Below are 12,968 nucleotides of genomic sequence, written 5' to 3'. Positions count from 1 at the left end.
CGGGCCCCGGGTTTCAGGTTGAAGGGATCAGAAGCGGTAGCGCAGGCCGATCATGCTGGCATTCTGCGAGCCGCCGGCGGGCGGCGAAATGCCGGCCCCGACCGACGCCGCGTACTGGGCCTTGGAACTGTTGTCGATATGGGCCAGCTGCAGGTAGGTCGAGAAGTCCTTGTCAAAGGAGTAGAAGCCGCGCAGCACGATCAGGCTGCCGTCCCGCTCCTGGTCCTTGTTGAGGATGCGCTGGAAGCTGCCATCCACCGAGATACGGGTGGTGATCGGGTGCGCGCCTTCCACGTAGTAGATGTCGGACTTCACCTGCGCCGCGGCGGCATCCACCTTGCGGCCCAGCCAGCCGACGCCGATCCTGCCCTGGCCCAGCTTCACGTAGCCGCCCAACGCGGTGCGGGTATCGGTGTCGCCGGAATTCGTGAAGGGAATCGCCGCGGTACCGTTGAAAAAGGACGCGGTGGCGCCGGTGCCGCCGTGCTGCACATCGGTGGCCGCCGCCACGCCGAAGCGCTCGTCGTCGTAACGGATCATCGCCGACCAGCCCTTGCAGGAGTCCGCGTTGCCGGCGATCTCGCCGGCGCAGGTGCCGGACGACGGCGTGCCGCCCTTGGTGTCGCGGCCGGCGCTGTAGTTGATACCCATCGACAGCTTGGAGAAGGTGCCACGCCAGGCGATGCTGTTGTCGAAACGGGCGCTCGGCAGGTAGTAATCGAAGGAACCGAGGCCGTAGATGTTGGGGCCCAGCAGGTCGGAGCTGTCCATGCCGAACAGCAGCATGGAGTACTGGCGGCCGAAGGTGAAGGTGCCTATCGGCGTGTCGATGCCCGCGTACAGCTGGCGGCCGAACAAACGGCCGCCCTGGCCCAGCGAGCCATCGTCCATGTTGAAGCCGGCCTCGGCGACGCCGATGGCCTTGTAGCCCTCGGTGAGGTCCTTCACCGCCTTCACGCCGACCCGCGACGCGATGGTGCCAGTGACGCTCGGCAGCCGGTTGAGGCTGCCCTTGCTGGTGCCCTGCTGCACGTTGCCGATGTGCTCGTAGCCGCCGTCGAGCACCCCGTAGAAGCTGAGCTGCGGTGCGCCCGGCACCAGACTGGCAACCTTGGCGCCGACACCCGTCGCGGGGGCTGCGGCCGGTGCCGCTGCGGGCGCAGCCGCCTGGGCGGCACGCAGGCTTTGCAGCTCACCGAGGATCTGCTGGATCAGCACCTTCTGCTCGGCCACTTCGCGCTTCAGCGCGTCGTTCTCCGCATCGGCCAGAGCCGGTACGCTGGCGCCGAGGCCACAAGCGGCCAGCACGGCCACGGCCAGCGGACGCTGCCAGGTGCTGAAGGTTTGTGCGGTGTGACGGTTTATTGTTTTCATCGTGGGTCTCCTCCTTGGTCCGGCATCGAGGCCGGCATGGTTTTGCCCGTACGGGCGCCTTCACGGGGCGACAGTCGCCATTCCATGAATCCTTAGGACGCACCGGCTCCGGGCCGGACCGCGACGGGCAAGGTCGGCGGCGCGGCCCCAGCGGGCGCATCAGATAGGGAGCAGGCCGGGCTTACCCGGCGTTGGGTCAGCCGGCTAGGTGCATAGCGCCCGGTAGTCCTCGGGGATCGGCACTGCGCGGATGCGCAGCGGATCTTCCGGGTCCTGGCGGGCGAAGACCCGCACCTCGCGGCCTTCGCACAGCACCGTGTCGCCGCGGCGGGCAACGTGGCGCATCACGAAGCTCTTGGTGTTCCAGGCCTCCACCGAGGACTCGATCGCGATGTCCTCGCCGTAGGTGGCCGAGTTCATGAACTTGGCCTGGGCATCCACCAGCGGGGTGCCGATGATGCCCCGCTCGGCGGTGGTGTCACGCCAGCTCGGCACGCCACAGGCGGTGAAGAACTCCCGGCTGGCCGTGTCGAACCACTTGAAGTAGTTGGCGAAGAACACGATCTGCGCCGGATCGCAGTCGCTGAAGGCGATGCGCAGGCGGTGGGTGTGGCTGCGGGCCATCGTCGCCTCCTTACTTCGCCGCCAGGCGGACGGCGCCGTCGAGGCGGATCGTCTCGCCGTTGAGCATCACGTTTTCGACGATGTGCCTGGCCAGCGCCGCGTATTCCGCCGGCTGGCCGAGGCGCGGCGGGAACGGAACCGAGGCGCCCAGCGAGGCCTGCACCTCGGCCGGCAGCGTATGCATCATCGGCGTGATGAACAGGCCCGGCGCAATCGTCACCACGCGGATGCCGTAGCGCGCCAGCTCGCGGGCGATGGGCAGCGTCATCGCCACGATGCCGCCCTTCGATGCCGCGTAGGCAGCCTGGCCGATCTGCCCTTCGTAGGCGGCGACGGAGGCCGTGTTGATGATCACCCCGCGCTCGCCATCGGGGCCGGCCTCGCCCTTGCTCATCGCATCGGCGGCCAGGCGGATCATGTTGAAGCTGCCCACCAGGTTCACGTTCACCACCCTGGCGAAGGCGTCCAGCGCCAGCGGCCCGTCCTTGCCGAGCACCTTGGCGGCGTTGCCGATGCCGGCACAATTGACCAGCCCGTGCAGGCCGCCGAAGCGGCTGACTGCGAGCGCCACGGCGGCCTGGGCATCGGCCTCGGCGGCCACGTTGGTGCGCTGGAAGGCGGCGCGCTCGCCGAGTTCGGTAATCAGCCGGTCGCCGAGCTCGGCGTTCAGGTCGGCGATCACGACATTGGCGCCGGCGGCGTGGAAGGCCCGCACGGTGGCTTCGCCAAGGCCCGAGGCCCCGCCGGTGACGATGAAGGTATGGTTGTGAAGCTGCATTGGCTGTGTCTCCGTATGTTTTTTGGGGCGATGTCTTCCTACGGCGGCGATCAGGCGCTTTCCAGCAGCACTGCCGCGCCCTGCCCACCGCCGGCGCAGGCGGACGACACGCCGTACTGCTGGCCGGCCTCCCGCAGTTCGCGGGCGACGGTGAGGGTCAGGCGCACGCCCGATGCACCGAGCGGATGGCCGATGGCGATGGCGCCGCCATGCACGTTGGCCCTGTCCCGGTCCAGCCCCAGTTCCCGCTCGCAGGCCAGGTACTGGGCGCCGAAGGCTTCGTTGATCTCCACCCGGCCGATGTCGCCGACGGTGATGCCGGCCTTGGCCGCCGCCGCGCGGATGGCCGGCGCCGGACCGATGCCCATGATTTCCGGTGGCACCGCGACCACCGCGCCGCCGACGATGCGGGCCAGCGGTTTGAGGCCGTGGGCGCGCACCCAGTCGCCGCGGGCGACGATCACCGCCGCCGCGCCATCGACGATGGCCGAGCTGTTGCCGCCGGTCTGCACGCCGCCGAAGGCCGGCTTGAGCTTGTTCAGGGTCTCGAAGGAGGTCGGGCGCACGTGGCCGTCCCGCTCGAAGCGCGCCAGCCGGTCGGCCAGCTTGATGCCGCGCGGCTTGTAGCCCTCCAGCTCCCAGGTGGCGTTCTCGACGGCCGTCACCTCGTCGGCGAACCAGCCGCTCTCCCAGCCGGCGCAGGCGCGGGCGAAGCTCTGCTCGGCAAAGCGGTCCACCTCCTCGCGGCCGATGCCGTAGCGGCGCGCCAGGTTCTCGGCGGTGTCGCCCATGCCGATGCCGGGCGCGGTGTCCTTGGTCGCTTCCCACAGGAAGTCGCGGAAATCCACCTGGCCCATGCGGAAGCCGGCGCGGTGGGTGTAGGCCGCCACCGGGTTGCGGGACATGGACTCGGTACCCACCGCCAGCACCACGCTGGCCTTGCCGAGGGTGATCTGGTCGGCGGCGGTCAGGATGGTCTCGAAGCCGGTGCAGCACAGGCGCTGCACCAGCAGCGCCGGGGCCAGCGGATTGACGCCCGAATACAGCCCGATGTGGCGCGGCAGGAAGTAGGCGTCGAAGCTCGACTGGGCCATGTTGCCGGCGATGATGGCGTTCACCTCGCTGGCCGGGATGCCGCTCTTCGCAAACAGCGCGCGGGCGGCGCAAATGCCCAGGTCGGTGGCGGAAGCATCGCGCAGCGGGCCGGCGTAATCGGCAAACGGAGTGCGCTGGCCGGCCACCAGCCAGATGTCGTCATAGGTGGTGCCGAGGGCGGCCGCTTCGGAGGCGGCGAAAGCATTGGTGCTCATGTGCGGGGTCCTTGTCCTTTGCGCTGGAGGAATTCGCCGATGCGGCCGGCCACTTCGGGGCTGGTCTGGGTCAGGGCGGCGGTGAGGGATTCGACGAAGAAGCCGTCGTCGGTGGCCATGTTGTCGATGCGGGCGATGGCCGAGCACATCGCCCAGTTGGCCATCGGGGCGTTCTCGGCGACGCGGGCGGCGAGCTGCTGGGCCTTGGCCAGCGCCTCGCCCTTGCCGACCACGTAGTGGGACAGGCCCAGGCGCTGGCCCTCCTCCGCGTCGAGGATGCGGCCGGTCAGCATCATTTCGCACATGCGGCCCGGCCCGATGATCTTGGCCACGCGCACCGATGCGCCGCCGCCGACGAAGATGCCGTGGCGGCCTTCGGGCAGCTGGTAGATGGTGCTCGGCTCGGCCACGCGGATGTGCGTCGCGGTGGCCAGTTCCAGTCCGCCGCCGATCACCGCCCCGTGCAGCGCGGCGATCACCGGGATACCGCCGTGCTGGATACGGTGGAAGATGCGGTGCCACCACTGGGAGTGCTGCATCACGCCGAAGGGCTCCCGGTGCTGGTGTTCGGAAAGGTCGAGGCCGGCGCAGAAGTGGTCGCCCTCCCCGGCCAGGATGATCGCCCGGGTACCTTCGGGTGTCGCCGTCAGGGCCTCGTCCAGCGCCCGCAGCAGGCGGTCGGACACCGCGTTGCGCTTGGCTGGCCGCGCCAGGGTGATCGTGTAGATGACGCCATCCTGCGACGTCTTGACGAGTTGTTCACTCATTGCTGTTTCCTTTTGTCGTTCTTGTCGGTCCGGGCGCTGCCTACACCGCGCCGTGCACCGTGATGACGGTCTTGTCGGGCACGTCGGCGTAGAGGTAGGCCACCAGGTCGGCGCGGCGGTTGAGCACTGCGCGCTGGTTGATGTAGCCCTTGTCGGTGATCTCGCCGGCTTCCACCGACGGGGGTTCGGCAACGAGCAGCGCCCGCGCCGGATAGGTGGAGGTGCCGCCGCCCAGGTTCTTCATCATCGCCATACCCTGACGAATGCGGGACAGCACCGCCGGGTTGGTGAGCACCTGCTCCACCGGCGCGTCGGGCGGCAGGTTCGGGCAAAGAGTCCGGCACTCCGGGATGTTCGGGAAGACCAGGAAGCCGATCTCGTCCCTGTCGTGGCCGGTGACGACGATGTCCTGGGCTACCGGCTTCAGCGCATCAATGCCGGCCACCCGCAGGGAACCCACGTGCACCCAGGTGCCGGTGAGGAGCTTGAAGTCCTCGCCGACGCGGCCATCGAAGAACAACCCGAGGGCCGGGCGCACCACATCGACGAACTCCACCGCATCGCCGATCATGTAGTAGCCCTCGTCGTCGAAAGCCTTAGCAGTGACGTCCGGCTGGCGCCAGTAACCGGGGAAGACGTTGGGCCCCTTGACCCGCACCTCCATCTTGTCGGCGGCGGGCACCAGCTTCAGCGCGGTGCCCGGCACCGGCACGCCGATCACGCCGGAGCGCACCGCGCGGAAGTGGCAGTCGGTGGCCATCGGCCCGGTCTCGGTGGCGCCCCAGGAGGACACCATCAGGATGCGCTTGCCGGTGGACTCCTCCGACAGATCCTCAAGCGCGCTCCACAGGTGGTTGGGCAGCGCGGCACCGGCGTAGAAGATGAACTTCAGGCGGCGGAAGAAGTTGTCGCGCAGCGTCTTGTCCTCGCGCAGCAGCGGCACCAGCATGTCGTAGGCGCGCGGCACGTTGAAGTACACCGTCGGCGAAACTTCCTTCAGGTTGGCGACGGTGGTGGCGATCTGGGCCGGCGTCGGCTTGCCCTCGTCGATGTACAGCGAACCACCCCAGCGCAGCACCATGTTGAAGTTGTGGTTGCTGCCGAAGGTGTGGCTCCACGGCAGCCACTCCATCAGCACCGGCGGCTCCTCGGCCAGCACCGGCCACATCAGCTCCTTGGCCTTCTGGTTGGAGCACATCATGCGCTGGGTGTTGATGACGGCCTTCGGCGTGCCGACCGAGCCGGAAGTGAACAGGAACTTGCCGATGGTGTCCGGCGTGATGCGCGCGAAGGCCGACATCACCGCCGCCTCGTTGGCCTCGCCCTCCAGTTCGGCGAAGGGGATCGTGCCATCCACCCGCGCGCTGCCACCGCCGGCCACCACCACGCCGTTGTGCAGGTGGCGGGTCGCGTCAATGGCCGGCAGGAAGCGCTCCACCGGGTCGGCGTAGATTACGCCGGGGCGCAGCAGCTCGATGTTGCCCTTGAGCTTGGCGTGGTCCTTCGACAGCAGCGAGTTGCCAGACGAGATCGCGCAGGACGGCACGCCGATGTGCATCGCGGCCAGCATCAGCAGTGCGTGCTCGATGGAGTTGTCCGACAGCATGACCACCGGGCGCTCCGGCGACAGGTTCTGGCCGAGCAGCCAGCTGGCAATGCGCACCACCCGCTGGCGCGCCTCGCCGTAGCTCACCTCGATCCACGCCCCGTCGGCACCGCGCTGGGCGAGGAACATCCGCTCCGGGGTGACACGGGCCCAGTGCTCCAGCCACTCGCCGACGCAGCGCGCGTAGGTATCGGGCAGCGGGATGCCGGAACGCAGGATGCGCGTGCCGTCGGCGCGGGCCTCGATCAGCACCAGCGGCTCCGTGAACATCGGCCGGCTGAGATCGGTGATTTCATTCAGCATGTTCATCGCCCCATCCTTACTTGGTGAGCAGCGTATACGCGCCGCCGACCACGTGGATCAGCACCCGGCCGCGCTGGTCGAGGCCGAAGTGGTCGGTCGGGCTCATGTTGTATACCCCGTGGGTGGCGACCACTTCCTTGTTGCTTTCCAGCGCGTCACGCAGGGCCTTGCGGAACTCCGGCGTGCCGGGCTTGGCCTTCTTGAGGGCCACCGGCACCGCCGCCTCGATCAGGCGATAGGCGTCGAAGGCATGGCCGGCGAAAGACACGAAGCTGCCGGCGCCATACTTCTCCTCGTACTTCTGCACGAACTCGATGCCGAGCTTCTTCGACGGATGGCTGTCGGGAATCTGCTTGGCGGCGACCACCGGGCCGACCGGCATGATCACGCCCTCGGCAGCCTTGCCGGCGACGTTGAGGAAGGTCTGGTTCACCGCCGCGTGGGTCTGGTAGATCTGGCCCTTGTAGCCGCGCTCGACCAGCGCCGTCTGCGGCAGCGCCGCCGGGCTGCCGGAGGCCGCGACGAGCACCGCGTCGGGCCGCGCCGACACCAGCTTGAGCACCTGGCCGCTGACCGAGGTGTCGTTGCGGGCGTAGCGCTCGACCGCCGCCAGCTTGATGCCGGCCTGGACCAAGAGTGGCGTGACGACGTTGAGCCAGTCCTCGCCATACACGTCGGAGAAACCGATGAAGCCGACGCTCTTCACGCCGCGGGCCTTCATGTTGTCCACCAGCGCGCCTGCCATCAGCGCGTTGTTCTGCGGCGTGCGGAAGACCCAGACGTTCTTGTCGGCCGGCACGTTGACCGGCGAGATGGCGATCTGCGGCGTTTTGCTCTCGAAGGCCACCTCGGCGATGGCCACCGAAGCCGGCGTGCTGGCCGAACCGACCAGCACGTCTACCTTGTCCTCGGACACCAGCTTGCGGGCGTTCTTCGACGCGGCCGACGGATCGGTGGCGTCATCGAGGACGATGTACTTCACGTTCTCGCCAGCGATCCTGGTCGGCAGGATCGCGAAGACGTTCTTCTCCGGAATGCCGAGGGACGCCGCCGGCCCGGTGGACGACAGGGAGACGCCGACGGTGATGTCGGCCAGCGCGGCCTGGCTGGCCAGCAGTGCGGCACCGGAAAACACGACTGCGAGTTTCTTCATCCTCATTGTTGCTCCTTTGGTCTCTTGTGCCCCGTCGCCGGGGCGTGGTTTCTCGGTGAGCGGGTCTTGGCGCCCGGCTTCGGTTTGGTTTGCTGTTGTCCTTTTACTTGCCGGTCACGTCGCCAGCATGTCCTGGTGCTTGCCGCCGAGGCCCAGGTAGGCCTCGATGACCCGCGGGTCGTCGCGCAGCTGCTCGGCCGGACCTTCCATCGCCACCGCGCCGGTTTCAAGCACGTAGGCGTAGTCGGCCACCGCCAGTGCGGCGCGGGCGTTCTGTTCGACGAGCAGGATCGATACGCCGCGGCGGCGCAGCTCGGCGATGATGCGGAAGATCTCGCGGGTGATCAGCGGCGCCAGGCCCAGGCTGGGCTCGTCGAGCATCAGCAGCTTGGGCTTGGCCATCAGCGCGCGGCCCACCGCCAGCATCTGCCGCTCGCCGCCAGACAGCGTGCCGGCGGCCTGGCTGCGGCGCTCCTTGAGGCGCGGGAACAGGCCGAAGACTTCCTCCATCGTGTCCTTGTACTTGCGATCGCCGCTGCGGTAGCGGTGGAAGGCGCCCAGCTCCAGGTTGTCCTCCACGCTCATCTCACCGAACAGCTCGCGCTTTTCCGGCACCAGGCTCATGCCGCCGGCCACCAGGCGCTCCACGTCGGGCGCCACTTCCAGCTGACCGTCGAAGCGCACCTGGCCCTTTGATTCGAGCAGGCCGATGATCGCCGACAGCATCGTCGTCTTGCCGGCTCCGTTGGGCCCGATCACCGTGACGATCTGCCCTTCCCCGACGCGCAGGCTGGCGTTGGTGAGCGCCTCGACCTTGCCGTAGGCCACGCACAGCTTGCTGACTTCCAGCACGTTGCGGGTCGTCGTGTTCATCACTCCACTCCCCCCAAGTAGGCTTCCAGTACGCGCGGGTTCTGCTGCACCTCGTCGGGCAGGCCTTCGGCGATCTTCTGGCCAAACTCCATCACCACCACGCGATCCACCAGGCCCATCACGAAGTCCATGTCGTGCTCCACCAGCAGGATCGCCATGCCTTCGCCGCGCAGCTTGACCAGCAGCTCGCCGAGGGCCTGCTTCTCCTTCAGGCGCAGGCCGGCGGCCGGCTCGTCGAGCAGCAGCAGGCAGGGGTCGGAAGCCAGCGCCCGGGCGATCTCGAGGATGCGCTGCTGGCCGAGGGCCAGGCTGCCGGCTTCGGCGTGCATGAACTCGCCGAGGCCGACGCGCTCGATCTGCCAGGCGGCCTCGCGCAGCAGACGGGCCTCCTCGTCCCGGTCGAGACGCCAGGCGGCCGGCAGCACGCCGCGGCTGCCGCGCAGGTGGGCACCGAGGGCGACATTTTCCAGCACCGTCATCCGCGGCAGCAGGCGCACATGCTGGAAGCTGCGGCTCATGCCGAGGCGGGCGATTTCCCGCGAATCGTGGCCGGCGATGGACTGGCCGCGGAACAGCACCTCGCCGGAGGTCGGCGTATCGACGCCGGACAGCTGGTTGAACATGGTGCTCTTGCCAGCACCGTTGGGGCCGATCAGCGCCAGGATCTCGCCGGCCTTCACGTGCAGGTTCATGTCGTTGTTGGCGACGAGGCCGCCGAAACGCCGGGTCACGTTCTTCGCTTCGAGGATCACCTCGCCGGCGGTCGGCATCGGCTTGCGCGGCAGCGGCTCGGCGGCAGCATCCACGTGGCGCACCGTACCGCGGCTCGGCGCCAGGCGGGCGATCAGCGGCCACAGGCCTTCCCGCGCCCGTTGCAGCACCAGCACCATCAGCAGGCCGAAGATGATCGTCTCGAAGTTGCCGGACGCACCGAGCAGGGTCGGCAGCCAGTCCTGCAGCCACTGCTTGAGCAGGGTGATCACGCCGGCGCCGACGATGGCCCCCCACACCTGTCCCGCACCGCCGACCACCGCCATGAACAGGTACTCGATGCCCACATGCACGCCGAAGGGCGACGGATTCACGAAGCGCTGCAGGTGGGCATACAGCCAGCCCGAGGCGGCAGCGTGCAGTGCGGCGATCACGAAGATGATCATCCGCGAGCGGGAGGTATTCACGCCCATCGCCTCGGCCATCACCATGCCGCCCTTCAGCGCACGGATCGCCCGCCCTTCGCGGGAATCCAGCAGATTGCGAGTAGTGAGCGCAGCCACCAGCAGGAAGGCCCAGATCAGGTAGAACAGCTCGCGGCCCTCGTCCAGCTCCCAGCCAAACAGGCTGATCGGCGGGATGCCGGTGACGCCGGTGTGTCCACCCAGGGTGTCCATGGTGCCGAACAGGAAGTACAGGCTGATGCCCCAGGCGATGGTGCCGAGCGGCAGGTAGTGGCCGGACAGACGCAGGGTCAGGGAGCCGAGGATCAGCGCCACGGTAGCGGTGAGCAGCAGGCCGACCACCAGCGCCGCCCAGGGCGACGACGCCCAAGCCAGCCAGGCCGGCAGATCCTGGCTGGTGGTGAGCACCGCCGTGGTGTAGGCACCGATGCCGACGAAGGCCGCCTGGCCGAAGCTGGTCAGCCCACCGACGCCGGTCAGCAACACCAGGCCGAGGGCCACCATCGCCGCCAGGCCGATGTAGTTGAGCAGGGTCACGTAGAACTCGGGCAGCACCGCGGGCGCCACCGCCAGCACAACCAACAGTGCGAGCGGCAGGCTGAGGGCGAAACGGGTGGCCGGGGCCGGAGCGGTGGTGGGCAGCAGCGTCACGGCTGCATTGCGGATGGGCGCGTTCATTCTTCCTCCTCCACGTGGTGGCTGGTGAAGGAGCGCCACATCAGCACCGGGATGATCAGCGTGAAAACGAAGACTTCCTTGTAGGCGCTGGCCCAGAAGGACGAGAAGGACTCCAGCACGCCGACCAGCAGCGCGCCGGCTGCGGCGATGGGATAGCTGGCCAGGCCGCCGACAATGGCTGCGACGAAGCCCTTGAGCCCGATCAGGAAGCCGGTGTCGTAGTAGATGGTGGTCAGCGGCGCGATCAGGATGCCCGACAGCACGCCGATGAAGGCCGCCAGCAGGAAGGTCAGCTTGCCCGCGAAGACCGGCGAGAAGCCCATCAGCCGTGCGCCGTTGCGGTTGATGGCGGTGGCGCGCAGGGCCTTGCCGTACAGGCTGCGCTCGAAGAACAGCCACAGCCCGCCGATCAGCGCCGCCGACACGGCGACCACCCACACCTGCTGGCCACTGACGGTCAGGCTACCCAACGCAAACTGGGCATCGGAGAAGGCCGATGTGCGTGCCCCTTCGGCGCCGAAGAACAGCAGGCCGAGGCCGACCATCGCCACGTGGATCGCCACCGAGACGATCAGCAGGATCAGCACCGGCGCCTCCGCCACCGGCTGAAAGGCGAGCCGATACACCAGCGGCCCCAGGGGCACCAGGATCGCCAGCGTCAGCAACGCCTGCACGAGCACCGACTGGCTGGCCGGCAGCGCGTACAGCAGTGCGGCCAGCGCCAGCGGGTAGCCGAGACACCAGCCGAAGCTGGCGGCCAGCCCGGCCCGGCTGCCGCCGCGCAGCACTTTCCAGGCATCCAGCCCAGCGGCCAACGCGCCGAGGACGACCAGCAGCCACAGGGTCGCCGGCACCTTCCCTTGCTGCAGCATGGCCATCGTGAGGGCCCCGTAGGCCACGTACTCGCCCTGGGGAATGAAGATGACGCGGGTCACGGCGAACACCAGTACCAGCGCCAGGGCCAGCAGCGCATACACCGCGCCGGTGGTGATGCCGTCCTGGGTCAGGATCAGCGCAATGTCCAGTTCCATCAAAGCCTCCCCGACCTGCCGGCGCCGCGGACCATGCCGCGCCACGCCCGACCCCGCAGGGGAACCGATGAAACCGGAGCTTGAGAGCTCGGTCTCGGGCACATCTGTTGTCTCCTCACATTCCTGTAAGTGGAACCGGACGGCAGCTTGTGCTGCTCTTTTCCGGTGGGCGCTGCCTTATGCCTGCAGCGTGATGCCACTCTAACGTCGACTAACTACCCTGTCAAACACTTGGATAACTAATTAGTTAAAATTTCGGTGACGGGGAAATCCTCCCGCGGCAGCTCTGCCGGCGGCTGGTTTAGACTGATGGGGACAGGAAAGGCAGGATCAATGGCAACACAGCAGGCAACACCCACTGCGCCCGCGCAGGACAGCGAAACGGTAATTCTCGAACTGGCGCGCAGCGAACCCGAACTCGGGCAGGCGGCCGTCGCCCGGCGGCTGCAGGAACAGGGTTACCGCATCTCCCCGTCGGGGGTGCGCTACATCTGGCAGAAGCACGATCTGGAAACCACCGTGAAGCGCCTCAACGCGCTGGCCGCGGACTCGGCCAAAGGCATGGAGGCGCTGACCGACAGCCAGCGCGAACTGCTCGAACGCAACTCCGTCACCGCCCGCCTGCTCCATCCCGGCGGAGACGGAGGCACGACGGCAGACGAACCGCTGGAACGCAGCGAGATCATCATCAACGCGGCGGCCGAGCTGTTCAGCACTGCCGGCTACGACCGTACCTCGATCCGCGACATTGCCAGCCGCGTCGGCCTGCTGCCAGGCTCGATCTATCACCACTTCCCGTCGAAGGAAGAGCTCTACATCGCCGTTCACCGGGAGGGCTTCCGCCGCGTGCTGAAGCGTGCCAAGGCGGCCGGCGAAGGGATCACCGATCCATGGGAACGCCTGCGGCGCGCCTGCGAAGTGCACGTGCACGGGATGACCGACGGCTCGCCGGTGGACCGCATCACCGGCACCAACCTGGCCCTCATCGGCAATGAAAGCCTCCAGGCGCGCATCCAGCCCTTCCGCGACGAATACGAGTTGGTCTTCCGCGAACTGATCGACGCCCTGCCCCTGCGCCCCGGCGTCGACCCCAGCCTGCTGCGCCTGACCCTGCTGGGCAGCATGAACTGGGTCTACCTGTGGTACCGCCCGGGGCAACGCACACCAGCCCAGATCGCGTCGGCAATGCTCGACATGATCCGCGACGGCGTGGCGCCCCTCGCACCGCAGGACGGCCCGGAGCACGTCGGGCCGGAAATTACTCACGACGGGCATGTATAACTTAAGGCATAGAAA

11 protein-coding genes are annotated in these 12,968 nt (G+C 68.0%); 1 reads left to right on the top strand and 10 read right to left on the bottom strand.

Annotated elements, in window-relative coordinates; all coding sequences use genetic code 11:
* Positions 1 to 27: 27 nt before the first annotated feature.
* From AC1PPK_RS15525 to AC1PPK_RS15480, 10 genes are all read right to left on the bottom strand, one after another.
* Positions 28 to 1,374, bottom strand: coding sequence for a porin (locus AC1PPK_RS15525; protein WP_481113935.1), 1,347 nt, complete (start codon positions 1,372 to 1,374; stop codon positions 28 to 30).
* Between the two features lie 204 nt (positions 1,375 to 1,578).
* Positions 1,579 to 1,998: an acyl-CoA thioesterase gene (locus tag AC1PPK_RS15520; RefSeq protein ID WP_481113934.1), complete on the bottom strand. Its 420-nt coding sequence runs from the start codon at positions 1,996 to 1,998 to the stop codon at positions 1,579 to 1,581.
* A 10-nt stretch (positions 1,999 to 2,008) separates the two neighbouring features.
* Entirely contained in the window at positions 2,009 to 2,776 is a 768-nt protein-coding gene (locus AC1PPK_RS15515) for an SDR family NAD(P)-dependent oxidoreductase (protein WP_481113933.1), read from the bottom strand.
* Between the two features lie 50 nt (positions 2,777 to 2,826).
* Positions 2,827 to 4,086 carry a thiolase family protein gene (locus AC1PPK_RS15510; protein WP_481113932.1) on the bottom strand — a complete coding sequence of 420 codons (1,260 nt, stop codon included), beginning with the start codon at positions 4,084 to 4,086 and terminating at the stop codon, positions 2,827 to 2,829.
* The gene (locus AC1PPK_RS15505) at positions 4,083 to 4,853 is read right to left on the bottom strand and encodes a crotonase/enoyl-CoA hydratase family protein (protein ID WP_481113931.1); all 771 of its coding nucleotides are present in this window, start codon (positions 4,851 to 4,853) and stop codon (positions 4,083 to 4,085) included. Before AC1PPK_RS15505 ends, AC1PPK_RS15510 begins: the two co-directional genes overlap by 4 nt.
* A gap of 40 nt (positions 4,854 to 4,893) precedes the next feature.
* Positions 4,894 to 6,762 carry a feruloyl-CoA synthase gene (locus AC1PPK_RS15500; RefSeq protein WP_481118230.1) on the bottom strand — a complete coding sequence of 623 codons (1,869 nt, stop codon included), beginning with the start codon at positions 6,760 to 6,762 and terminating at the stop codon, positions 4,894 to 4,896.
* A 16-nt stretch (positions 6,763 to 6,778) separates the two neighbouring features.
* Positions 6,779 to 7,921, bottom strand: a complete 1,143-nt coding sequence (locus AC1PPK_RS15495) for an ABC transporter substrate-binding protein (protein WP_481113930.1) — start codon at positions 7,919 to 7,921, stop codon at positions 6,779 to 6,781.
* A 108-nt stretch (positions 7,922 to 8,029) separates the two neighbouring features.
* Positions 8,030 to 8,788: an ABC transporter ATP-binding protein gene (locus tag AC1PPK_RS15490; RefSeq protein WP_481113929.1), complete on the bottom strand. Its 759-nt coding sequence runs from the start codon at positions 8,786 to 8,788 to the stop codon at positions 8,030 to 8,032.
* Positions 8,788 to 10,641, bottom strand: a complete 1,854-nt coding sequence (locus AC1PPK_RS15485; RefSeq protein WP_481113928.1) for a branched-chain amino acid ABC transporter ATP-binding protein/permease — start codon at positions 10,639 to 10,641, stop codon at positions 8,788 to 8,790. Before AC1PPK_RS15485 ends, AC1PPK_RS15490 begins: the two co-directional genes overlap by 1 nt.
* A complete protein-coding gene (locus tag AC1PPK_RS15480; protein WP_481113927.1) occupies positions 10,638 to 11,672 on the bottom strand; it encodes a branched-chain amino acid ABC transporter permease in 1,035 nt (344 codons plus the stop codon). Before AC1PPK_RS15480 ends, AC1PPK_RS15485 begins: the two co-directional genes overlap by 4 nt.
* Positions 11,673 to 12,005: 333 nt before the next feature.
* Between AC1PPK_RS15480 and AC1PPK_RS15475 the strand changes: the two genes are divergently transcribed.
* A complete protein-coding gene (locus AC1PPK_RS15475) occupies positions 12,006 to 12,953 on the top strand; it encodes a TetR/AcrR family transcriptional regulator (RefSeq protein ID WP_481113926.1) in 948 nt (315 codons plus the stop codon).
* The last annotated feature ends 15 nt before the right edge of the window (positions 12,954 to 12,968 follow it).

The sequence above is a fragment of the Zoogloea sp. JDB1 genome, from assembly GCF_056724025.1.
Note: the sequence above shows the minus strand (reverse complement) of the source record. Positions and strands in the feature narration are given on the sequence as shown.

Bases quoted from the DNA above. Each gene is read 5' to 3' on its own strand.
- AC1PPK_RS15520 (WP_481113934.1), bottom strand. From the start codon at position 1,998: ATGGCCCGCAGCCACACCCACCGCCTGCGCATCGCCTTCAGCGACTGC.
- AC1PPK_RS15510 (WP_481113932.1), bottom strand. From the start codon at position 4,086: ATGAGCACCAATGCTTTCGCCGCCTCCGAAGCGGCCGCCCTCGGCACC.
- AC1PPK_RS15490 (WP_481113929.1), bottom strand. From the start codon at position 8,788: ATGAACACGACGACCCGCAACGTGCTGGAAGTCAGCAAGCTGTGCGTG.
- AC1PPK_RS15485 (WP_481113928.1), bottom strand. From the start codon at position 10,641: ATGAACGCGCCCATCCGCAATGCAGCCGTGACGCTGCTGCCCACCACC.
- AC1PPK_RS15505 (WP_481113931.1), bottom strand. From the start codon at position 4,853: ATGAGTGAACAACTCGTCAAGACGTCGCAGGATGGCGTCATCTACACG.
- AC1PPK_RS15500 (WP_481118230.1), bottom strand. From the start codon at position 6,762: ATGCTGAATGAAATCACCGATCTCAGCCGGCCGATGTTCACGGAGCCG.
- AC1PPK_RS15495 (WP_481113930.1), bottom strand. From the start codon at position 7,921: ATGAGGATGAAGAAACTCGCAGTCGTGTTTTCCGGTGCCGCACTGCTG.
- AC1PPK_RS15515 (WP_481113933.1), bottom strand. From the start codon at position 2,776: ATGCAGCTTCACAACCATACCTTCATCGTCACCGGCGGGGCCTCGGGC.
- AC1PPK_RS15525 (WP_481113935.1), bottom strand. From the start codon at position 1,374: ATGAAAACAATAAACCGTCACACCGCACAAACCTTCAGCACCTGGCAG.
- AC1PPK_RS15475 (WP_481113926.1), top strand. From the start codon at position 12,006: ATGGCAACACAGCAGGCAACACCCACTGCGCCCGCGCAGGACAGCGAA.
- AC1PPK_RS15480 (WP_481113927.1), bottom strand. From the start codon at position 11,672: ATGGAACTGGACATTGCGCTGATCCTGACCCAGGACGGCATCACCACC.